Origin of the sequence: Celeribacter sp. HF31, assembly GCF_011806455.1 — a bacterium.
Classification (GTDB): domain Bacteria; phylum Pseudomonadota; class Alphaproteobacteria; order Rhodobacterales; family Rhodobacteraceae; genus Celeribacter.
Genome location: NZ_JAATOT010000004.1, coordinates 501050 through 522533, shown reverse-complemented (window position 1 = coordinate 522533; position 21484 = coordinate 501050). Strand labels below are relative to the sequence as shown.

The following is a 21484-nucleotide window of genomic DNA, read 5'->3' as shown; positions in this document are numbered from 1 at the left end:
ACCGCGGAAATCACCGTGTCGAACTCTTCGGTGGTGACTTTTCCGCCCGCTTCGAAATGCGCCGTCACTTTGCCTTTTGCCCGGTCGAGTTTCTTCACGGTGGTCTTTTGCAGGATCTTCATCCCTTGCTTTTCGAACTGTTTTTTGGCGAAGGCGGAGATGTCTTTGTCCTCGACCGGAAGCACGCGATCCATCACTTCGACGACCGTGGTGTCGGCGCCCAAAGTGTTGTAAAAGCTCGCGAATTCAATGCCGATGGCGCCCGAGCCGATGACCAGCAACTTCTTCGGCATCCGCGTCGGCACCAAAGCGTGGCGGTAGGTCCAGACCAGATCGCCGTCGGCCTCCAGCCCCGGCAGCTCACGCGCCCGCGCGCCGGTGGCGACGATGATGTTTTTGGCGCTGAGCGTCTCGGTGCCCTTGTCGGTTTTGACCTCGACCTTGCCTTTGCCAGCGAGTGTCGCCTCGCCCATGATCGCGGTGACTTTGTTCTTTTTAAACAAGCCCTTGATCCCGCCATTCATCTGCGCCGCGACGCCGCGCGAGCGCTTGACGATGGCCTCGAGATCAAAGCCGATGTCGCCCGCCGAGAGACCGAATTCCTTGGCGCGGTGCATCTGGTGATAGACCTCCGCCGAGCGCAGCAACGCCTTCGTCGGAATGCAGCCCCAGTTCAGACAAATCCCGCCCAGATTCTCGCGCTCGACACAGGCGACCTTAAGCCCCAACTGCGCCGCACGAATGGCGGCCACATAGCCACCAGGGCCGGCGCCGATCACGATGAGGTCGAAGTTTTGATCCGTCCCGCTCATGCGATGCCTCCCAAACACACGTATTTCAGTTCAAGGAAATCTTCGATGCCATGGCGTGATCCTTCGCGACCCAGACCGGACATTTTAACCCCACCGAAAGGCGCTTCTGCGGTGGAGATCAACCCGGTGTTGACCCCGACCATGCCGTATTCCAGCCCCTCCGAGACCCGGAAAATCCGCGCCACATCCTGAGCGTAGAAATAGGAGGCGAGGCCGAATTCAGTGTCATTGGCGGCCTGGATCGCCTCGGCTTCGTCGGTGAAGCGGAACAGCGGGGCGACGGGGCCAAAGGTTTCCTCACGCGCGACCGCCATATCGGAGGTCACATCGGCCAGAACCGTCGGCTCATAGAAGGTGCCGCCCAGAGCATGGGGTTTGCCGCCCGCAAGCACGCGGCCGCCTTTCTCCACCACGTCCGTCACATGGCTTTGCACTTTTTCAAGTGCGCTCTCGTCGATCAGCGGGCCAAGCTCGACGCCGCTCTCCATACCGTTGCCGGTGCGCAGGTTTGAGACCGCCTTGGCGAGTTTCTCGGCAAAGGCATCATAGACCCCGTCCTGCACATAGATGCGGTTGGCGCAGACACAGGTCTGGCCATTGTTGCGGAACTTGGCGATCAGAGCGCCTTCGACAGCGGCGTCGAGATCGGCGTCGTCAAAGACGATAAACGGCGCGTTGCCGCCCAGTTCCAGCCCGAGTTTCTTGATCGTCGGCGCCGATTGCGCGTAGAGCATCGCGCCGATTTCGGTCGAGCCGGTGAAGGTCAATTTGCGCACAATCGGGTTCTCGGTCAGCTCCGCACCGATCTGCGCGGCGGAGCCGGTGATGACGCTGAAGAGGCCTTTGGGCAGTCCCGCACGCTCCGCCAGAACCGCCAAGGCGATGGCGGAATAAGGCGTCTGGGAGGCGGGTTTCAACACCATGCCACAACCGGCGGCAAAAGCAGGCCCCGCCTTGCGGGTGATCATCGCGTTGGGGAAATTCCACGGCGTGATCGCGGCGACGACGCCGATGGGTTGCTTCATCACGAGGATGCGTTTGTCGGGCTGATGGCCGGGAATGGTTTCGCCGTAGACCCGGCGGGCCTCTTCGGCGAACCATTCGACAAAGCTCGCGCCATAGGTGATCTCACCCGCGGCTTCCGCGAGCGGTTTACCCTGTTCCAAGGTCAGAATTTGCGCCAGAGTCTCGCGATGCGCGATCATCAGATCGAACCATGCGCGCAACACGTTTGAGCGGTCTTTCGCGGTGCGCGCAGCCCAGCCTCTTTGCGCCTCTTCGGCGGCTTGGATCGCACGGGCGACCTCGGCACGGCCCAGTTTCGGGACATAGCCGATCAGCGACCCATCGGCAGGGTTGTGCACGGCAAGGCCGGTCTCCGGGTCAGCCTCGATCCAGTCTCCGGCAACCAGATTGGCATCGCGCAAAAGCCCGGTGTCGCGCAGATCTTGCAAACTCAAACTCATTTTCATTCCTCCTCATGCGTCAGAAACCGCAGCATCTCCGTCAACTGCGCCTCCAACATGTGATGCCCCGGATGGATCATGAGCCCGCGCGCCTCGGCGGCGTGCAAAAGCGGTGTGATCTCCGGCTGCATGATGACCTCGGCGACCAAGGTGCCGGGGTCGAGTGTGTCCGGATCGAAGGGCAAAGCATCCTCGGGTTTGAGGCCCAAAGAGGTGCCGTTTATCGCGATGTCATGCCCGGCGGGGTCCGTGGCGGCGGCGAAACCCACATCGGGGAAATGCGCGGCCAGCCGCGCGATCAGGGCCTCGGCTTTCTCAACGGAGCGGTTCGCCACGGTCAGCGCGGCAATGCCACGGTCCGCCAGCGCAAAGGCGATGGCACTGGCCGCGCCGCCTGCGCCCGCGAGGAACACGCGTTTGCCGAAAAGCGTCACCCCCGCCTGCTCCAACCCGCGTGCAAAGCCTTCGCCATCGAGGATATCGCCGTAGAGCGCCCCGTCCGGCCTGCGCCGGATGACATTGACACTTTGTGCCGCCGCCGCGCGCGCGCTCAGCGCATCGCAGAGCGCAGGCACAGCGGTTTTATGCGGCACGGTGACCACGGCGCCGGCGAAATTGCGCGCGCCTGCGAGACCTTTGAGCATTGGCTCCAATGCCTCGGGCGGCACTTCGAGCGGGACCAGAACGGCGTCCACGCCCTCGGCCTCAAACCGCGCGTTGAGCGCTTGCGGCGTGCGCACATGGGTGACCGGATCGGCGAAGATCGCCAGCGTTTTGGTGTGGCCCGTGATCATGTTACACCAACAGGTTCATCGGGCTTTCGATGCCCGCTTTGAAGGCCGCCAACCACTGCGCGCCCACGGCGCCATCGACGGTGCGGTGATCGACCGACAGGGTCACGCTCATGACGGGTGCCAGCACGATCTGATCGCCGCGCCCGACGGGGCGTTTTTCGGCGGCCCCGACGGCCAGAATACAGCTCTGCGGCGGGTTGATGATCGCGGAAAAGTTCTTGACCCCATACATCCCAAGGTTCGACAGAGAGAAGCCGCCCCCTTGGTACTCATCCGGTTTGAGACGACCTTCGCGGGCCTTGGCGGCCAGTGCTTTCATCTCCGACGACAGCGTGCCGAGGCTCTTTTGAGCGGCATTGCGCAGTACCGGCGTGATCAGCCCGCCGTCGGTTGCAACCGCCACGGAAATGTCGATGGATTTGAGCTGCAACACCGCCTCATCGGTCCAGATCGCATTGGCGGCAGGCACTTTGGCCAGCGCGTTGGCGACAGCTTTGACGATGAAATCATTGACAGAAATCCGGTCTGCCTTTTCGCGGCCCTCGTTGATCTGGGCCCGGAGCGCGATGAGCGCCTCGATGTCGCAATCGGCCTCAAGGTAGAAATGCGGCACGGTGGTTTTCGACTCGAGCAACCGCCGCGCGATGGTGCGGCGCATGCCGGTGTGGGGGATTTCCTCGTAGTCGCCGATGCCCGCGAGGTTGGGCGCAGCGGCTTTGGCGACAGGGGCAGCCACGGGAGCGACAACCCCGGCCTCGGCCGCGCGTTCCACGTCGATGCGCACGATGCGACCGCGCGGGCCAGAGCCGGAAAGCCCCGACAGATCAACGCCTTTCTGTGCCGCGATCCGGCGGGCGAGCGGCGAGGCCGCGATCTTGTCGGAGGATTTCGCCACCGGGGTTGCTTCGGCTTTCGGGGCCTCAACCGGCGCGTCGACCGTTTCCGCAGACGCCGCCCCACCCGGCGTATAGCCGTCCAGCACAGAGGCGTCTTCACCGTCGAGCAACAGAACCGCGATCACCGCATTCACATCGGCGCGCTCGCCGGCGGGGGTGAGGATTTTGCCCAACACCCCGTCCGCGTCGGCCTCGAATTCCATCGTCGCCTTGTCGGTCTCGACCTCGGCCAATGTGTCCCCGGCGGTCACGGCCTCGCCTTCGGCCTTGAGCCAATTGGCGATCACCGCGTCTTCCATTCCGGCGGAGAGCGAGGGCAGTATGATTTCCTTGGGCATAAATTCTCTCCTTATTCCGCAGCCTCAGCCGCGAGAGGCAGGCCCTGATCGGCCATGACCTCGCGCAGGCCCGCTTCAATGTCTTGCGGACGCGCGCAAGCCGCCGCTTCAAGCACTTTGGAAATGCTGGGCGAGGCTTCCGCGCCATGCACCCGTTTGATCGGCTGATCGAGGAAGTCGAAACAGCGGCGCTGAATCTCATCGGCAAGCCAGCCGCCATAAGACGTGCCAGAGGCGCCCTGTTCGACGATCAACACATTGCCGGTCTTCTCGATGGAGGCCTCGAGGGTCTCCCAATCGAGCCCGGCGCGATCCAAGCTGCGCAGGTCGATAATCTCGGCATCCACGCCCAGACGCTCGACGACCTCGCGGGTCTTTTCGACCATGGCGAGATAGGTCAGCACGGTGACGCGCGCGCCTTCGCGGACGACTTTGGCTTTGCCCAGCGGGATCATGTAGTCGAGATCATCCACCGGCCCGACGCCTTTAGACGCGTAGAGATCGACATGTTCGATCACCAGAACCGGGTCCTCGCACTGAAGCGCCGCGTTCATCAGCCCGACATAGTCATAGGGCGTCGAGGGGGCGACGATGCGCCAGCCGGGGGCGGTCGCGAAAATCCCCGCCGGGTCCATGGAGTGCTGCGAGCCATAGCCCGTGCCCATCGCAATTTTCGTGCGCAAAACCAAAGGCATGGCATTGTCGCCGCCGAACATGTGACGCGCCTTGCCGATCTGGTTAAACACCTGATCCGCGGCCACCCACATGAAATCCGGGTACATGAATTCGATCACCGGCCGCACGCGCCCGTCGGCCGCCATGCCTGCGGCGAGCCCCGTAAAGGCGTTCTCGGCAATCGGCGTGCCGAGGCAGCGATCCGGGAACTTGTCCGACAGGCCTTTGGTCGCGCCATTGGTGCCGCCTTTGAGACGGTGCACATCCTCGCCCATGACGACGACACGCTCGTCCGTTTCCATCCGGCGCATCATCACATCGGCCACGGCGTCGATGAATTTCACGTTGTCCTTGAGCGTGCCGAAAAACGCGTCTTGTTCCTCAAAACGCGCCCCGTCGAATTCCGACAGATCGCCGCGCAGACCGAAATCACGGAAGCTCTCTTCGGGCCAGAGCGCCGGTTTGATGCGACGTTTGCCATCGACCTCTTCGATCAGCTCGCCCGCGATCTCTTCCATCATCTCTTGCGCCTGAGTGCGCAGGTCTTCGATGGCTTGCGCGCCGATGATCTGACGCTCCATTAGGTCGCGCGCCATGGCGTCGAGCGGATCGCGGCCTCGCCATTCCTGTTCTTCTTCCTTTGTGCGATAGCCGAAGGCAGAGCCGGGCAGCGCGCCGTTTTGGTGGAAATAGCGGTAGACATCGGCCTCGATCACCACCGGACCTTCGCCCGCGCGCATGATCTTGTTGGCTTCCTCGGAGGCCAGATAGACCGACAGCGCGTCCATGCCGTCCACCTTCAGCGCCGGGATGCCAAAGGCCAGACCGCGCGCCGAAAGCCGCGTTTCGGCGGTGACTTCTTCCACATGGGTCGACACGGCATAGCGGTTGTTTTCAATGAAGAAACAGATCGGCAGTTTCCACGCAGCGGCGATGTTCATGGTCTCCAGAACAGAGCCGATATTGACCGCGCCATCGCCGAAATAGGTGTAGACGACATCGCCCGTGCCCGCCTGTTTGTGCGCCCAGGCCGCGCCCGCCGCCATGGGCACACCGCCGCCGACAATGGCATTGGTGCCAAGGTTGCCGCTCTCGGCCCAACGCAGGTGCATCGAGCCACCGCGGCCTTGGCAGAAGCCCTCGGAGAGACCGAGAATTTCCGACAGGGTGCGTTTCGACAGGTGCCGCAGCGCCTCGCCAAAGCTCTTCTCAGGGTCGATCCCCTCGGGTGCGGCATAGGCCAGCGCCTTGGCGAGGAACTGATGGTGCGCGCGGTGCGACCCGTTCACCTGATCGGAGCCGCGCATCGCCATGGCGGAGCCGACCGCACCACCTTCTTGCCCAATCGCGGAGTGCGCAGGCCCGTGCACAAGCCCCTGCCCTGCAAGGTCCAGAACCTTTTCCTCAAAAGCACGAATGAGGTGCAATTGGCTGAGCATCGTCCGCCCGACGGTGGGGTCCAGCTCGGTGCGATCCTCTTTGGAGGCTTTGATGTCACGCCAGAAGGCTTTCGGCGTCAGATCGTCATAGATCGGCATGAGAGATGTCCTTTACAAATAGCTGTAGGAGGACCAGCCACCATCGGCGACCAGCGTTTGGCCGGTCACATAGGCGGAGGCGTCCGAAGCGAGAAACAGGGAGGCAGAGGCGATTTCCTCGGGCGTGCCGAGACGTCCGGCGGGCACCCGCGCGTTGAGAGCGTCCAAATCAAGTCGACCCTGCGCGGCGAGCGTTTCTGTCAGTGCGGTGCGCACGTAACCGGGCGCAATGGCGTTGACGCGGATGTTTTGATCGGCCCATTCGATGGCCAGCACTTTCGTGAGCGCCACGACCCCCGCCTTGGCGGCGCAATAGGCGGCACGTTCAGGCGCAGCGACGACGCCATACATCGAGGCGGTGTTGACGATGCTGCCGCCGCCTTGTTCCGCCATGACGCGACCGGCGGCCTGAGCGACAAAAAACGCACCGTTGAGATTGACGTCGATGCCCCGACGCCAGGTGGACTCGTCGAGATCGAGCGACGGCGCATTGCAGGAGATGCCCGCGTTGTTCATCACCACATCGAGCCGCCCGCCAAAGACCACCGCCGCCTCACAGGCCGCTTCCACAGCCGCTGGATCGGTGATCGAGCCCGCAAGGGCTGTGACCTGTCCGGGGTGATCCGCGTTCAGCGTATCCGCCGCCGCCCGCACGCCGTCCTCGTCCAGATCGAAAAGGACGGTCTTGGCGCCCGCGCCCACAAAAGCGCGCGCCATGGCAAGGCCGAGGCCCGAAGCAGCGCCTGTCACAAGCGCGGTGCGTCCGGTGAAATCGAACGTGATGGTCATGATAATTCTCCTCCGATCCCGGACACGCCCTCCTCGGGCCGCCGGGTTGAAAACAGTTAAATTTCTGCGCGGTGCGCTGGCTCAGCTCATATAAAGCCCGCCGTTGACGTGAATGGTTTCGCCGTTCACAAAGCTTGCCGCCTCGCTGCACAGGAACGCGATGACGGTGGCGATCTCGGACGCCTGTCCGGTCCGCCCCATCGGCGTGTGCCTGAGCGTGTCGTCGCCCCGCGTCGCGATCAGATCGCGCGTCATCGGCGTGTCGATCACACCGGGCGCCACGACATTGACCCGCGTTTTCGGCGCCAACTCATTGGCGAGCGCCCGGGTCATGGCGCTGATGGCGCCTTTCGAGGCGCCGTAATGCGCGTTGGTCTTGGCGCCACGATGGGCGGCGAGCGAGCTAAGGTTGACGATGGACGATCCGGCTTTCAAATGGTCGACCGCGCGGCGGGTGAGATAGAAGACACCATCGAGGTTGATGGACAGGGTGCGGCGCCATTGATCGTCGGTCATCTCGGCGAAAGGCTCCGCCATATAGATGCCGGCGGAGGGCACGAGAAAATCGATGCCGCCCAGTTTGGCTGCGGCGGCGACGATCCGGTCGGCGTCATCGGGATTGGCGGCGTCCACGGCGAGGGTTTCAATCACGCCACCTTTCGGAGAGGTCAGCGTGGCGGCAAAGTCCGCCAAAGCCTCGCCGTCGAGATCGGCCAGAACCAGATTGGCGCCTGCCGCGTGGAACAGTTCCGCCACGGCGCGGCCGATGCCGCCATTGGCGCCGGTCAAAACCAGCGTGCGGTTGGTGAAATCGAACATCATGCCGAGGCCTCCTTGGGCGCGTTGAGATCCGTGCGATACTCGGTGATGTCGGCATATTCGACGATCTCGACGATATGCCCCTCCGGGTCACGCAGAAAGGCGAGGAAGGTGCCGGGGCGCACTTCGACCGGCTCATCACCCGTCATCAAAGCACCACCCGCCGCGACCACGCGGGCCACAACGGCGCGCAGGTCGTCGACGATGAAGGTCAGATATGTCGCCTCGGCCTGGTCCAGAATGTGGTCCGTTGCTGCGGGGCGCTCGGCCGGAGCAATCTCTGGCGCGAGCAATTTGATCCGTTCGCCCCAAGGCGTTTGCAGCCGCACGACGCGGTAGGCGCCCCGGCTCAGCGCCGCAACATCCGCTTTCTCGGCGGGGACGGTCACATCGGCCACGATCTCAAGGCCGAAGGCCTGTTGGTAAAACTCAAGCATCCTGGGCAGATCGCGCACGGTCAGCCCCATTTCCATCGGTGCGGTCATGTTCATCGCAGATGTCATCACGCGTTCCTCCTTTACACCGCGAGCCATTCGTCGGTGATCTCCGGCTTGGCGTTCAACTCGTCGGGCGTGCCCTCAAAAACGATCTGGCCGTGGCCCATGACACAGACCCGATGCGAGACCTGCATGGCGATGGTGAGCTTTTGTTCGACCAGCACCACGGAGACGCCGTGTTTGTTGATGTCTTGGATCACCTCGCCGACGACGGTCACGATCTTGGGCGCGAGGCCTTCGGTCGGCTCGTCGATCAGCATCACCAGCGGGTTGCCCAAGAGCGAGCGGCACATGGTGAGCATCTGTTGCTCCCCGCCCGAGAGGCTTCCGGCGCGGGTGTTGCGGCGTTCCTTGAGGCGCGGGAAATAGGTGAACATCTGATCGACATCCCATTTCGCCGCGCCGTCCGGCCCGTTTTGGCGCCCCATTTCGAGGTTCTCATCGACGGTGAGGTTGAGGAAAATCTCACGCTCTTCCGGGACATAGCCGATGCCCCGGCGACAGATCGCAAAGCTGCGCTGACCGGCCAGATCGACACCGTCGAGACGCACGTGGCCCTCAGACGGCGGCACCAGCCCCATGATGGATTTCATCGTGGTCGAGCGCCCTGAGCCGTTGCGGCCCAGAAGGCTGACGACCTCGCCACGGGCCACGTCGAAAGTGACGCCGTGCAGGATGTGACTTTTGCCGTAATGGGCGTGCAGCCCCTCGACGGAGAGGATTGTATCGCTCACAGACTCCATCACGCCGCCTCCTCGCCCAGATAGGCTTCTTTCACGCGGGCATTGCCGCGAATGTCCTCGGGCGTGCCGGTGGCGATGATCTCGCCGTAGACCAGCACGCTGATGCGATGCGCCAGCGAAAAGACGACGCTCATGTCATGTTCGACGATCAAAAGCGTGCGGCCTTCGGTGATCTCGCGGATCAGCCCCGCGGTGTAATCGGTTTCCTCATGCGACATGCCCGCCATCGGTTCGTCCAAGAGGATCACCTGCGGATCGGAGGCCAGAGTCATACCGATCTCAAGCGAGCGTTGCTCCGAATACGACAGCTGGCTGGCCAGCGTCTGGGCGCGGTCCGTGAGGCGGATTTTGGTCAGAAGATCGTCGACCTCCTCGTTGACCAGACGCAGCCGCGCGGCAGAGCGCCAGAACACGAATTGCAGGTTGTGCTTGCGCATCACCGCGAGACGCAAGTTCTCGAAGACCGTCACACCGGGGAAGATATTGGTGATCTGGAACGAGCGCGCCAGACCGCGACGGTTGACCTCCGCCGGTTTCAAACCGGCGATGTTCTTGCCGTTCAAAAGGATCTTGCCCTCGGTGGGTGCGAACTGGCCGGAGCAGAGATGGAACAGCGTCGACTTGCCCGCCCCGTTCGGCCCGATCACCGCATGGCGTTCACCGGGGATCACATCGAGATTGGCATCCCGGATGATATGGGCCTCGCCAAAGGACTTGTGAACATGTTGCAAAGACAGAATAGGATCGCTCATGCCTGTGCCTCCTTGCGCGCCGCGACGCGGCGGTTGACCATGGTGACCAAAGCGATGCCGATGCCGAAGAGGCCGAGGCCAAAGGCCCAAGGGCTTACGGAGAGCGGCGCCCAGTCATAAGAGAAAAGCGCGATGTCGGGCCAGGTGCCGTCGGTGACACCCGCGCGATACTCCGGCGACAGCACGCGTTGCAGGAATTCGATCAGGAAAACCGCACCGAAAGCAGCAATCGCGAGGCTCACAAGACGCGCCAACACCGTGCCGAGCGTGCGGGCCAAGCCTTCGCCACTGGGATTGCGGAGGCGTTCGACCAGCTCGCCCACGAGACCGCGCGGCAGGAACATCATGACGAGCACGAAGATGATGCCCTGGTACAAAAGCCAGACACGGGTCAGGTCGGAGGTGACATGGCCGAAGAAGGTCATCAGCGCGCCGCCGATCGCCGGGCCGAGGAAGACGCGCACACCGCCGATGAAGCTGTTGAGCACCACGGCCGTGGAGATGTGGGATTCGAGCACGACGTAGTTTGCGGCTTCGATGTTCATCGACTGAAGCGCCCCTGCAATGCCCGCGAACATGGCGGAGATGGCGAAGATCAACGTGCCAAGCGCATGGGTGTTGTAGCCCAGAAAACGCAGACGATGCGCGTTTTCACGCAGGCCCAGAGCCAAACGCCCAAGCGGGGTTTTGCTGAAGAGATACAGAAGACCGATGCTCACGAGCGTCCAGACCAGCGTCAGGAAATAGACGTCATTGAGCGAACCGAAGCCAATGCCCCAAGCCGGCATACGGAAGGAGGACACGCCCGCCTCGCCGCCAAAGACGGTTTTGAGGTGCGGCGCCAGAGCGTGCAGCAATTCAGCCAGCGCCAGCGTGATCATGGCGAAGTAAACGCCCGTGCGCTTGGTCGAAAAATAGCCCGCCAGAAGCCCGCTCACCAGGCCCGTCGCGCCCCCGACCAGCGGCAAAAGCGGCGTCGGCAAAAGCCCTTCGCCCCCGAAGGCGTTCATCGCATGGACGGCGGCAAAGGCGCCGACGCCAAAATAGGCGGCATGGCCAAAGCTCAGCATCCCGGCCTGCCCGCACAACAGGCCAAAGGCCATGGCGAAAAGGGCGGCGATCAGCATCTGAACAGCGGCGTTGAGCATGGAGCCGGAGACCAGCCACGGCAGGGCGATCAACACGGCGACCGTGACCAAAAGAAGTAGAGGTGCGTATTTCATGAGTTATTCCTTCTCGCCCATCAATCCGGAGGGGCGCAGCACCAGCACCAGAAGCATGATAAAGAACGGCAGGGTGGCGGCGAGGCTGGACATGCGCATGGTCAAAAGCCCGCCAATCTCCTCGGCCCACCCGCCCATGCCGATCCACGTCAGAAGATCCGCGATGCGGAAATCGCTTCCGACCGCGAGCGAGTTGGTGATGCCGATCAGAAGCGACGCGGCCATCGCGCCGCCCATGGAGCCAAGCCCCCCGACCACGACGACCACGAACACCATGACGCCAAGTTCCAGAGCCATGTTGGGATTGGTGGTGTAAAACGCACCCGCGACAGCACCCGCGAGACCCGCCAGAGCGGCCCCGATGCCAAAGACGCCCATGAAGACCATGGGGACGTTGTGACCCAGCGCCTCGACCATCTGCGGACGGTAAATGGCGGAGCGCACGACGATGCCGACACGGGTTTTCGTCAGCAAGAGATAGATCGCGATGAACATGACGACGGCGATGCCGCCCATGAACAAGCGATAGAACGGATAGTCGATGCCCGACAAAGAGAAGGCCGCAAAGTTCAGCTCGGCCGGCACGCGGTAATCGACCGCGAATTTGCCGTAGACCATCTTGATCATCTCGGCGATCACCACCGACAGACCGAAGGTCACAAGCAATTCATGCGCATGGCCGTGTTCGTGCACATGGCGCAAGATGAAACGTTCGACCAGAATGCCGACCCCCATCACCAGGATCGGAGCGAGGATGATTGCCAGCCAGAATCCCGTAAGAGGTTGAAGCGTATAGGCGAAATAGGCGCCCAGCATGTAAAAGGATGCGTGGGCAAAGTTCAAAACCCCCATCATCCCGAAGATAAGTGTCAAACCGGCGGAAACCATAAAGAGCAAGAGCCCGTAAATGGTGCCGTTGAGCAAAGCAAAGAGTATCTGGTCCACACTGACCTCCGTAGGCATCGGGTGAGCGGCGTCCTGACCGGGGCTTTTCGGCCCCGATCATGACATGCGTTTCGTGTGTAAGTGGGGTGTCAGGGCTTAGCCCGGACGCTTCATTTTGCAGCTGTCCTGCACCGGCTGTTCCGCATCTGCGGCGGAGATGACCTTGATCGGGACAAAGCCATATTCGGTGTCGTCGGCCTTATACTGGGCATCCTTGCTGACCTCTTGTACGATCATCGGCTGAATGATCTGGTGGTCATCGGCACGCATCGAGATCGGTCCCATCGGCGTCTCGGCGGTGGCATTTTCAAGCGCGACGGCGAGATCGGCAGCGTTCAATCCGTCCTCAGTCGGCTCAACCGACTTCAGCGCCTCGCCCAAAAGCATCAGACCAAAGACCGTCGTCGGTTCGACATAGCTTGGATAATGCCCGGTGACGGATTTGTAATCCTCCATGAAGGCGGAGGTTTCTTCCGGGTTCACTTGGGCATTGAACGGCGCGGAGAGGAAATGCCCCTCGGCCACGGCCCCGGCGTTGCCGATGTTGCCCGGCTGATCGAGGAAGGCCGTGCCGAAACGCACATCAAGGCCTGCGCCGCTGGCAGCTTTCATCAAAAGCAGAAGGTCGTTGGACCAGTTGCCGGTGATCACCGTATCGGCATCGGCGGCTTGAATGCGCTGCACATAAGGCGAGAAGTCCTGGATCTTGTTCACGTCATGCAGGGTCTGTTCGACGACGGTAAAGCCGAGACGATCAGCGGCGGCCACAGTGTTGTCCTGCACGTCGACACCCCAGGAGTAGTTCTGGTTCATCGCATAGACGTTGTCGCCCAGCACACCGGCTTCTTTCATGCCGTCGAGCAGAGTGTTGACGCGGATCGCGGCGTTCGGGCTGGTGCGGAAGTGGTAGTAGTGGCACTTGGACCCGGTCAGCTCCATCGCCTCGCCGCCCAGGTTGATGTAAAGTACCTCGTCGCCTGCGTTGCGCAGGTTGTATTTGCGCACGTCTTCGGTCACCTGACCGGCCACGGCGGAAGACGAGCCCTGAAGGATCACATCGGCGCCTTCGGAAATCGCGGCGCGGACACGGTCGGCGGCGCCCACCGGGCCGCCCTGGTTGTCGAATTCGAGCAGTTCGATCGGCTCACCGCCGAAGCCGCCCGCCTCATTGATCTTGCCGATCTGATATTTCACCGCATCGCGATACAGCAAACCGGTCGAGGCCTGCGGACCCGAGAGGGTCTCCACGAGAGCGATCTTCAAAGGCTCTGCCTGTGCCGCAGTCGCGGCCCCCATAACAAGCGCCATAGCCGCCGTACCGCGTGCGAATTTCTGGAATCCCATACTGTCCTCCCTGACATATTTGACTTGCGAAGAGATCCTCCACCCCTTCGGCTTTTCATGTGATGGCATGAAATGGTCTTACCAGTCAACAACCTAACTGACCAATTTTTCAAGGCACACAAAACCACACGAATTTTCAAAATTTACAAATTAATATATTGAATTTAATTGATAATTTTTTCTTTAACCTGTCAGACCAGTGAGATATTATGGTCCTGCAAAGGGGAAAAAATGTCAGTATCCAGTCGACTCACACATGATCAATCGCGCAATGGCACCGGGGCACGCAACGGTCATTTGCCAGATGAGATCGCACAGGACCTGAGCGCAAAAATTGCATCTGGCGCCTTGTCGGTCGGGGATCGGCTCCCCTCGGAGCGCGACCTTTGCACGCAATATGCCGTCAGCCGCGCCGTGGTGCGCGAGGCCTTGTCACAGCTCAAGTCCGACGGTCTCGTCGCCGCCCGCGCGGGCAGCGGCGTTTATGTGACCCAACGCGATCCAACCACATCGTTTCGCTTTCAGAACTTTTCCGTCTCCGATCTCGGGCGGCTCGAAGAGGCGATGGAATTGCTCGTGACCATCGAGGTCGCGGCCACACGCATCGCTGCGAAACGCCGCACGCCGGAGGATCTGAAAAAGATCAAACGCGCGTTGATTGGCATGGAATACGCCATCGCCAGCGACCGGCTGGGCGACGAAGAGGACTATCAGTTCCACCAGGCCATCGTCGAAGCGACGCATAACCCGCATTTCATTTCCCTGTGCCAACACTTGGAGGCCAGCGCGCGCAACATCATTCGCCAGGCGCGCAGCAACACCAAGACCAACCACGCCGATTTGATGGACGCGGTTCAGGATGAACACAAGGCGATCTACAAAGCGCTCGAAGATGGCGATGAGGAGGCGGCGGCTGAGGCGGCTTCGCGTCACCTCTACAACGCGTCGAAGCGGATACGGATTTATCTGGCCTGATGATTTGACCTGATGATCTGACCTGAAAGATCACCCGTCGCCGATTATCTGGCCCGAAACCTTTCTCCCATATCTCGCGCCCCGCCGTGACGGAAACATGACGCATTTGATTCTCTGCATGCTTGTTTTCGCACAGTGGCCACGGGGCGCACCGCGCCGCGACCTCTTGCCATATGCCCAGCCTCTTGTCTCTTCGCTCATTTCTCAGGCATAAAGAAAACAGCTCAGCCTGAGAAGATTGGGTCCTCAAGGGGTCCTGTCGCAAAAATACCGGCAGTTTGACTTACCACTTCTCCCCGCATTTTACACATTTTCAAATGATCACCAGATCGTCCGAACATTAGAGGGCGAAACCCAAAGAGCAGGTTACCTGCCGCCATTAAACAGGGAGACTTAGGGTGCGATCGACAGCCCTTGCCAACCCCCGCGCTTCTCGCGGGTCATACGCGTTTTCGCGGATGACAGACCTCTGCTCGCCAGAGCGGGGCTTTCGTACGGCACCAGCATGCAGTACGATAGAAAGGCAGCGGTTTTCCGCCTCGCAACGCACACCCTTTTATCCGGTCCCCTTCCCCCGCCAACACGCAGTAGCCGAGGTACATCAACATGCGTGACTCCGTTAACATCCCCGCCCTCGTCGCACGTCGCGAAGCTTACAAAAGCCTGGAAGCGCCGTTCTACACGTCTCAGGACGTGCTCGACCTCGATATCGAGGTGATCTTCGGCAACCACTGGATCTTTGTGGGGACCGAGCCGGAATTGCCCGAGCCGGGCGATTGTATCACTGTTGAGATCGGCCCGGTTTCCGTGCTGCTTCTGCGTGGCGACGACGAAGAGATCCGCGGCTTTCACAACGTCTGCCGTCACCGCGGCGCCAAGCTCGTCAACGAGAAATCCACCACCATCGGCAACATCGTCTGCCGCTACCACGGCTGGACCTACAACGAAGATGGCGATCTGATCCTGGCCGAGCACATGGGCAAGGATTTCAAAAAATCCTGCCACAACCTGCGCACCGTCCACGTCCGCTCGATCGCGGGCCTGATCTTCATCTGCCTCGCGAAAGACGCCCCGGCGGACATCGATCAGATGGACGAGATCATGTCGCCCTACATCGCGCCGCATGACATCAAGAACACCAAAGTGGCGTTCCAGTCCGAGCTGATCGAAGAGGGCAACTGGAAGCTGACGCTCGAGAACAACCGCGAGTGCTACCACTGCGAAGGCAACCACCCGCAGCTGACCGTGCCGCTTTCCGAGTTCGGCTTTGGCTTCTCCCCGGACGAGTTGGACGAGCGCCGCTCCGACGACGTTGCCAAATACGAACAAGAAATCAAAGAAAGCCACGCCCGTTGGACCGCCTGCGGCCTGCCCTCCTCCGAGGAACAGCACCTCTCCGACGTCACCGGGTTCCGCACCATGCGCCTGCCGCTGATGTGGGAAGGCGAAAGCCACACCGTGGACACGAAAGTGGCCTGTAAGAAACTTCTCGGCAACTTCAGCCGTGAAACCACTGGCGCCAAACTCGGCGGTCTGAGCTTCTGGACCCACCCGAACTCCTGGCACCACTTCATGTCCGACCACATCGTGACCTTCTCCGTGCTGCCGCTCTCCCCGGGCCGCACCATGGTGCGCACCACCTGGCTGGTGCACAAGGACGCGATCGAGGGCGAGGATTACAACCTCGACAACCTCACCCAGGTCTGGACCTACACCAACCAGCAAGACGCCGATCTGGTCGCTCTGGCACAAAAGGGCGCGGAAATGTCCGGCTACCAGCCGGGGCCCTACTCGCCCTACACCGAGCCGCATGTGGAATCCTTTGCCGCCTGGTACATTGATCGCCTGAAAGACCATTTCGCCAAAGCTGAAACCCAAAAGGTAGCTGCTGAATGACTGCACCGGCCAACGAAAAGCTGACCGAAGCAACTGGCGTTCCTCTGTGGGACCCGGAGGTAGACGACACGCTCGTCTGCCGCCAGGTCCGGCAGGAAACGCATGACGTGAAGACCTTCGTGTTCTCTGCGCGCGAACCGCGCGACTTCCGGTTCTATCCGGGTCAGCACATGACCTTTGAACTGCCGGTCGACGGCATGGTCACGCGCAGCTACACGATTTCCGCCTCGGCGGCGCGGCCTTATCGGATCGAGATCACGGTCAAACGCGTCCCGGGCGGCCCGGGCTCCAACTGGCTGCATGACAACATGTTGCCGGGCAAGGAACTGAACGTGATTGGTCCGTCCGGCGATTTCACCACCGACGCCAATGCGGAAGAGAAACTTTTGTTCATCTCCGCCGGGAGCGGCATCACACCGTTGATGTCGATGACCCGCACGGCCTGCGACCTGTCGGAACCCTACGACCTGCATTTCGTCCATGCGGCCCGGACCCCTGCGGATCTGATTTTCCGCAAGGAGCTTGAGCTTCTGGCGATGCAAAACCCGACGTTGAAATTGGCTCTGACGGTCGACACCACCTCCTCCAGCCATGCCTGGAGCGGCTACGTCGGTCGTCTGAACATCCAGATGCTCACCATGATGTCCCCGGATTACAAAGAGCGAAAAGTGTTCTGCTGCGGTCCGGCGCGTTTCATGGAAGGCGTGCGCGACATGTTGCGCGAGGCCGGGTTCAACATGGACCACTATTACGAAGAAAGCTTTGATTTCGGGGCAGAAACCGCTGGCACGATCGAGGAGCCCAGCTCGGCGCCCGAGATCAGCGGCGATACCTTCCGCGTGAGCTTTCCGAAAACCGGCCATGTGGTCGAGGTCAGCCCCGGCATGACCATTCTGACCGCCGCCAAAGAGGCCGGCCTGCTGCCGATGTCATCGTGTCAGCGCGGCATCTGCGGCACCTGTAAATCGAAACTGATCTCCGGTGAAGTCGATATGCAGCACGGTGGGGGCATTCGCAAACGCGAGATCGATCAGGGCAAAATCCTGATCTGTTGCTCCACGCCGCTCACAGACGTCGAGGTCGAACTCTAAGACCTCACTTTTCAGCCATGCACATCTCGCAGGCAACGCGTTTTGCGCGATGGGTATGGCTGTACCTAAAGGCCCGAAAAGAGGCCTGAATACGGACGAAATCCGCTAAATTTACATTGGAGGGATATCCATGACTGATCAAAAAGATCCGGACCAGACGCCCTATGAGGCGCCGCCGGAAAGTGTCATCGACACCGATTACGATATTGGCCAAGACAACATCGAAGGGTCCTTCGGCCCGTTTGGGTTCGACCTGCACAACCCGGTGTTCCCGGTCTCTGCCATCGCCGTCATCGCCTTTGTGATTTTCACGCTGCTGATGCCCGAAGTGGCCGGCAATACGTTTAGCGCCATGTTCTCATTCGTGACGAAAGGGTTCGACTGGTTCTTCCTCGGCGCGGCAGACATTTTCGTCATCGTCTGTCTTGCCATCGTCATCAGCCCCTATGGCAAAATTCGCCTCGGCGGCCCCGAGGCCAAACCGGACTTTACCTACACCAGCTGGTTCGCGATGCTCTTCGCTGCGGGTATGGGCATCGGCCTGATGTTCTACGGCGTGTCTGAACCTCTCAGCCACTTCTCGTCGTCCTTGGGCGGGATTTCCGTGGGCGAAGACGGTGTGCGCACCGACTGGGCACCGCTGGGTGCTGCGGGTGGAAACGAAGGCGACGCCGTGCGTCTCGGCATGGCGGCCTCGATCTTCCACTGGGGTCTGCACCCCTGGGCGATCTATGCCATCGTGGCGCTGAGCCTCGCGCTCTTTTCCTACAACAAGGGCCTTCCGCTCACCATCCGCTCCGCCTTCTACCCGATCTTCGGCGAACGCGTCTGGGGCTGGCCGGGTCACGTCATCGACATCCTCGCCGTGTTCGCGACCCTCTTCGGTCTCGCCACGTCGCTGGGTCTCGGTGCTGCCCAAGCCAACTCCGGCTTCAACAAGCTCTTCGGCATGCCGATCAGCGACACTTCGCAGGTGATCCTGATCTGCGGCATCACCGCGATCGCCCTGTTCTCCGTGATCCGAGGCCTCGAAGCCGGTGTGAAACTTCTGTCCGAGATCAACATGGGCCTGGCCTTCCTGCTCTGGGCCTTTGTGCTCATCGCGGGTCCGACGCTTTTGCTGACAACGGATGTGCTCAGCTTCCTCGGCGCCTACCTGCAATACCTGCCGGAACTGTCGAACCCGGTCGCACGTGACGATGTCAATTTCGTTCAGGGCTGGACCTCCTTCTACTGGGCCTGGTGGATCTCCTGGTCCCCGTTCGTCGGCATGTTCATCGCCCGCGTCTCCCGTGGTCGGACCGTGCGCGAGTTCATCATCTCCGTGCTGCTCGTCCCCTCGCTGGTCTGTGTGCTCTGGATGTCCGTCTTCGGCGGTGCTGCGATCAACCAGGTTGTGCGTGATGGCTACATGGCCGTGACCGAAGCCCCTCTTCCGCTTCAGCTCTTCACCATGCTGGACGCCATGCCCTGGACGGCGATCACCTCTTTCATCGGGATCATTCTGGTCATCGTCTTCTTCGTGACCTCGTCGGACTCCGGCTCTCTCGTGATCGACACCATCGCCGCAGGCGGTAAAGTCGACGCGCCGGTGCCGCAGCGTGTGTTCTGGTGCCTGTTCGAAGGCGTGGTGGCCATCGTGCTGCTGCTCTCCGCAGGGGGTCTGAGCTCGCTTCAATCCATGGTCATCTCGACCGGCCTTCCCTTCACCATCGTCCTTCTGGTCATGTGTGTCGCGATCTGGCGCGGTCTGGCCTCCGAGCCTCGCTAAGGCGGTGCTCTCCTAACTTCCAAGGGCTTTCCCCTGCCCTTCCCTTGCGCCGCCGGAAGATTCGTCCTCTGGCGGCGCTTTTTTATCCTTCGCCTCTCCCATCCTGCCTGTCTCCTGCCTGCCATGAGGTCCCCATGTCCGACCGCATTTTCATCAGCAATCTTTGCCTCTACGGCTTTCACGGCGTCATGCCGGAGGAAAAGCGTCTGGGCCAAAGATTCTACATCGACCTGTCTTGCGAGATCGACCTGACGCCTGCCGGTCAGGCGGATGACTACGGGCTGACGGTCTGTTATGATGCTTTGTGCCAGTTGGCGCAAAAGGCCTGTGACAGCGGGCCGTTCGATCTTATCGAAACGCTGGGGGAACGTATCGCGCAGGACGTGCTCGACCGGTTTGCCGCCATCCGTTCCGTGCGGGTGACCGTGCGCAAACCCTCGGCGCCGATCCAGGCCGCTCTGGATCACGTCGGAATCGAAATTCTGCGTCAGCGCTGAGCGAAAATCGCTGCGCCTGCGACAGGACATATGCGGCAGTTGCACAACCCGGCTTTCGCGCAGGCGTTCCAGTTGAAAAAGCGATTCCATCCCAGGGTCGTCAAGTGGTCGCAAAAAAGCTTGAACGCGATGGCGCAGCGCCTCAAATGCGCCAGAAATCAAGCATAGAAAGGGATTTCGCGCTCAAAGAATACGCAAAATGATGACAGACCCACTGCGGAAGGATCAGATTTTCTGGCCAACGCAACAAAAACGTGACGATGACGCATACATTCATAACGCGTGGCGCAAATATCCGATTATTCGCCCCGTTTAGACGCGATCATCGCACAATTCCTTCTCTCACAGAGAAAGCCTGCACGATGACACGCTTCAATGCACTTAACCTTGTTAAGAACGCCCTGACCGGGCACAAGAACTGGACCGAGCAATGGCCGGAGAGCCAGCCGAAAGCCGAATATGACGTGGTCATCGTCGGTGCTGGCGGCCACGGGCTTGGTGCCGCTTATTATCTGGCCAAAGAACACGGCATCACCAATATCGCCGTGATCGACAAAGGTTGGCTCGGCGGTGGCAACACCGGCCGGAACACGACCATCATTCGCTCGAACTACCTCTATGACGAGAGCCAGGCGCTCTTCAATCACTCGGTGGATCTCTGGCAGAACCTGAGCCAGGAGCTGAACTACAACGTGATGTACTCGAACCGCGGCTGCTTGATGCTGGCCCACACGGTGCATGACGTTCAAAGCTTTAAGCGTCACGTCCATGCCAACCGTCTGAACGGCGTCGACAACCGCTGGCTGACCCCGGAAGAGTGCAAGGAATACTGCCCGCCGGTCAACATCGCACCGGACGCCCGTTACCCCGTCATGGGCGGTGCGCTTCAGGAACGTGCCGGCACCGCGCGTCACGATGCCGTGGCCTGGGGCTATGCCCGTGGGGCCGCCGAACGTGGTGTGGACATCATCCAGAACTGCGCCGTGAACGCCATCCGCCGCAACCCGGACGGCTCCGTCGCCGGCGTCGACACCGACAAGGGTTTCATCAAAGCCAAGAAGGTCGCCGTCTCCGCCTCCGGCCACAACTCGATGGTCATGGAAACCGCAGGCGTCCGTCTGCCGCTCGAATCCATGCCGCTTCAGGCGCTCGTGTCCGAGCCGATCAAACCGATCTTCCCCTGCGTCGTGATGTCGAACGCCGTGCACGCCTATTGTTCGCAGTCGGACAAAGGCGAGCTGGTCATCGGCTCCGGCACCGACCAATACGTGTCCTACTCCCAGCGCGGCGGCCTGCCGCTCATCGAGCACACGATTGCGGCCATCTCCGAAGTCTTCCCGATCTTCAACCGCATGCGGATGCTGCGCAAATGGGGCGGGATCACCGACAACACACCGGACCGGTCGCCGATCGTCGGCAAGACCCCGGTTCAGAACCTCTATGTCAACTGTGGCTGGGGCACGGGCGGGTTCAAAGCCACCCCGGGTGCCGCGCACACGCTGGCCTGGACCGTTGCCAAAGACGAACCGCACCCGATCAACGCGCCCTTCACGCTGGACCGCTTCCGCACCGGCCGCCTGATCGACGAAGCCGCCGCTGCCGCTGTGGCCCACTAAGGAGACC

General features: G+C 61.3%; 19 protein-coding genes. 6 read left to right on the top strand and 13 right to left on the bottom strand.

Going from position 1 to position 21484, the window contains the following annotated elements:
- The 13 genes from HCZ23_RS11545 to HCZ23_RS11485 all read right to left on the bottom strand — a co-directional run.
- Nucleotides 1–812, bottom strand: an 812-nt coding sequence (locus HCZ23_RS11545) for an FAD-dependent oxidoreductase (RefSeq protein ID WP_167601854.1), incomplete at its 3' end; no start/stop codon positions are given.
- Nucleotides 809–2278 carry an NAD-dependent succinate-semialdehyde dehydrogenase gene (locus HCZ23_RS11540; RefSeq protein WP_167601853.1) on the bottom strand — a complete coding sequence of 490 codons (1470 nt, stop codon included), beginning with the start codon at nt 2276–2278 and terminating at the stop codon, nt 809–811. The genes HCZ23_RS11540 and HCZ23_RS11545, both read right to left, overlap by 4 nt.
- Nucleotides 2279–2280: 2 nt before the next feature.
- A complete protein-coding gene (locus tag HCZ23_RS11535) occupies nt 2281–3072 on the bottom strand; it encodes a shikimate dehydrogenase (RefSeq protein WP_167601852.1) in 792 nt (263 codons plus the stop codon).
- A gap of 1 nt (nt 3073) precedes the next feature.
- Nucleotides 3074–4306 (bottom strand): pyruvate dehydrogenase complex dihydrolipoamide acetyltransferase, encoded by a 1233-nt coding sequence (locus tag HCZ23_RS11530; RefSeq protein ID WP_167601851.1) that lies wholly within the window; start codon nt 4304–4306, stop codon nt 3074–3076.
- A gap of 11 nt (nt 4307–4317) precedes the next feature.
- Nucleotides 4318–6519 carry a thiamine pyrophosphate-dependent enzyme gene (locus HCZ23_RS11525; protein WP_167601850.1) on the bottom strand — a complete coding sequence of 734 codons (2202 nt, stop codon included), beginning with the start codon at nt 6517–6519 and terminating at the stop codon, nt 4318–4320.
- 12 nt (nt 6520–6531) lie between these two features.
- The gene (locus HCZ23_RS11520) at nt 6532–7308 is read right to left on the bottom strand and encodes an SDR family NAD(P)-dependent oxidoreductase (protein ID WP_167601849.1); all 777 of its coding nucleotides are present in this window, start codon (nt 7306–7308) and stop codon (nt 6532–6534) included.
- 81 nt (nt 7309–7389) lie between these two features.
- Nucleotides 7390–8130, bottom strand: a complete 741-nt coding sequence (locus HCZ23_RS11515; RefSeq protein WP_175580900.1) for an SDR family NAD(P)-dependent oxidoreductase — start codon at nt 8128–8130, stop codon at nt 7390–7392.
- On the bottom strand, nt 8127–8630 hold the full coding sequence (locus HCZ23_RS11510; RefSeq protein WP_217703175.1) for a VOC family protein: 504 nt from the start codon (nt 8628–8630) through the stop codon (nt 8127–8129). Before HCZ23_RS11510 ends, HCZ23_RS11515 begins: the two co-directional genes overlap by 4 nt.
- A gap of 14 nt (nt 8631–8644) precedes the next feature.
- Entirely contained in the window at nt 8645–9367 is a 723-nt protein-coding gene (locus HCZ23_RS11505) for an ABC transporter ATP-binding protein (protein WP_167601848.1), read from the bottom strand.
- On the bottom strand, nt 9367–10119 hold the full coding sequence (locus HCZ23_RS11500) for an ABC transporter ATP-binding protein (protein WP_167601847.1): 753 nt from the start codon (nt 10117–10119) through the stop codon (nt 9367–9369). The genes HCZ23_RS11505 and HCZ23_RS11500 overlap by 1 nt, the downstream gene beginning before the upstream one ends.
- Nucleotides 10116–11342 carry a branched-chain amino acid ABC transporter permease gene (locus HCZ23_RS11495; protein WP_167601846.1) on the bottom strand — a complete coding sequence of 409 codons (1227 nt, stop codon included), beginning with the start codon at nt 11340–11342 and terminating at the stop codon, nt 10116–10118. Before HCZ23_RS11495 ends, HCZ23_RS11500 begins: the two co-directional genes overlap by 4 nt.
- Nucleotides 11343–11345: 3 nt before the next feature.
- Nucleotides 11346–12287 (bottom strand): branched-chain amino acid ABC transporter permease, encoded by a 942-nt coding sequence (locus tag HCZ23_RS11490; RefSeq protein ID WP_167601845.1) that lies wholly within the window; start codon nt 12285–12287, stop codon nt 11346–11348.
- Nucleotides 12288–12383: 96 nt separating this feature from the next.
- On the bottom strand, nt 12384–13631 hold the full coding sequence (locus tag HCZ23_RS11485) for a branched-chain amino acid ABC transporter substrate-binding protein (protein WP_167601844.1): 1248 nt from the start codon (nt 13629–13631) through the stop codon (nt 12384–12386).
- Nucleotides 13632–13862: 231 nt separating this feature from the next.
- Between HCZ23_RS11485 and HCZ23_RS11480 the strand changes: the two genes are divergently transcribed.
- The 6 genes from HCZ23_RS11480 (at nt 13863) to HCZ23_RS11455 (ending at nt 21477) form a co-directional block, all read left to right on the top strand.
- Nucleotides 13863–14606, top strand: coding sequence for a FadR/GntR family transcriptional regulator (locus HCZ23_RS11480; protein ID WP_167601843.1), 744 nt, complete (start codon nt 13863–13865; stop codon nt 14604–14606).
- 606 nt (nt 14607–15212) lie between these two features.
- Nucleotides 15213–16502 (top strand): SRPBCC family protein, encoded by a 1290-nt coding sequence (locus HCZ23_RS11475; RefSeq protein ID WP_167601842.1) that lies wholly within the window; start codon nt 15213–15215, stop codon nt 16500–16502.
- The gene (locus HCZ23_RS11470; protein ID WP_167601841.1) at nt 16499–17593 is read left to right on the top strand and encodes a hybrid-cluster NAD(P)-dependent oxidoreductase; all 1095 of its coding nucleotides are present in this window, start codon (nt 16499–16501) and stop codon (nt 17591–17593) included. The genes HCZ23_RS11475 and HCZ23_RS11470 overlap by 4 nt, the downstream gene beginning before the upstream one ends.
- Nucleotides 17594–17723: 130 nt before the next feature.
- Nucleotides 17724–19364 carry a BCCT family transporter gene (locus HCZ23_RS11465; RefSeq protein WP_167601840.1) on the top strand — a complete coding sequence of 547 codons (1641 nt, stop codon included), beginning with the start codon at nt 17724–17726 and terminating at the stop codon, nt 19362–19364.
- 134 nt (nt 19365–19498) lie between these two features.
- Nucleotides 19499–19861: a dihydroneopterin aldolase gene (gene folB, locus HCZ23_RS11460; protein WP_167601839.1), complete on the top strand. Its 363-nt coding sequence runs from the start codon at nt 19499–19501 to the stop codon at nt 19859–19861.
- 362 nt (nt 19862–20223) lie between these two features.
- A complete protein-coding gene (locus HCZ23_RS11455; protein WP_167601838.1) occupies nt 20224–21477 on the top strand; it encodes a sarcosine oxidase subunit beta family protein in 1254 nt (417 codons plus the stop codon).
- Nucleotides 21478–21484: the final 7 nt, after the last annotated feature.

Bases quoted from the DNA above. Each gene is read 5' to 3' on its own strand.
- HCZ23_RS11540 (WP_167601853.1), bottom strand. From the start codon at position 2,278: ATGAGTTTGAGTTTGCAAGATCTGCGCGACACCGGGCTTTTGCGCGAT.
- HCZ23_RS11535 (WP_167601852.1), bottom strand. From the start codon at position 3,072: ATGATCACGGGCCACACCAAAACGCTGGCGATCTTCGCCGATCCGGTC.
- HCZ23_RS11530 (WP_167601851.1), bottom strand. From the start codon at position 4,306: ATGCCCAAGGAAATCATACTGCCCTCGCTCTCCGCCGGAATGGAAGAC.
- HCZ23_RS11525 (WP_167601850.1), bottom strand. From the start codon at position 6,519: ATGCCGATCTATGACGATCTGACGCCGAAAGCCTTCTGGCGTGACATC.
- HCZ23_RS11520 (WP_167601849.1), bottom strand. From the start codon at position 7,308: ATGACCATCACGTTCGATTTCACCGGACGCACCGCGCTTGTGACAGGC.
- HCZ23_RS11515 (WP_175580900.1), bottom strand. From the start codon at position 8,130: ATGATGTTCGATTTCACCAACCGCACGCTGGTTTTGACCGGCGCCAAT.
- HCZ23_RS11510 (WP_217703175.1), bottom strand. From the start codon at position 8,630: ATGACATCTGCGATGAACATGACCGCACCGATGGAAATGGGGCTGACC.
- HCZ23_RS11505 (WP_167601848.1), bottom strand. From the start codon at position 9,367: ATGGAGTCTGTGAGCGATACAATCCTCTCCGTCGAGGGGCTGCACGCC.
- HCZ23_RS11500 (WP_167601847.1), bottom strand. From the start codon at position 10,119: ATGAGCGATCCTATTCTGTCTTTGCAACATGTTCACAAGTCCTTTGGC.
- HCZ23_RS11495 (WP_167601846.1), bottom strand. From the start codon at position 11,342: ATGAAATACGCACCTCTACTTCTTTTGGTCACGGTCGCCGTGTTGATC.
- HCZ23_RS11485 (WP_167601844.1), bottom strand. From the start codon at position 13,631: ATGGGATTCCAGAAATTCGCACGCGGTACGGCGGCTATGGCGCTTGTT.
- HCZ23_RS11480 (WP_167601843.1), top strand. From the start codon at position 13,863: ATGTCAGTATCCAGTCGACTCACACATGATCAATCGCGCAATGGCACC.
- HCZ23_RS11475 (WP_167601842.1), top strand. From the start codon at position 15,213: ATGCGTGACTCCGTTAACATCCCCGCCCTCGTCGCACGTCGCGAAGCT.
- HCZ23_RS11470 (WP_167601841.1), top strand. From the start codon at position 16,499: ATGACTGCACCGGCCAACGAAAAGCTGACCGAAGCAACTGGCGTTCCT.
- HCZ23_RS11465 (WP_167601840.1), top strand. From the start codon at position 17,724: ATGACTGATCAAAAAGATCCGGACCAGACGCCCTATGAGGCGCCGCCG.
- folB (WP_167601839.1), top strand. From the start codon at position 19,499: ATGTCCGACCGCATTTTCATCAGCAATCTTTGCCTCTACGGCTTTCAC.
- HCZ23_RS11455 (WP_167601838.1), top strand. From the start codon at position 20,224: ATGACACGCTTCAATGCACTTAACCTTGTTAAGAACGCCCTGACCGGG.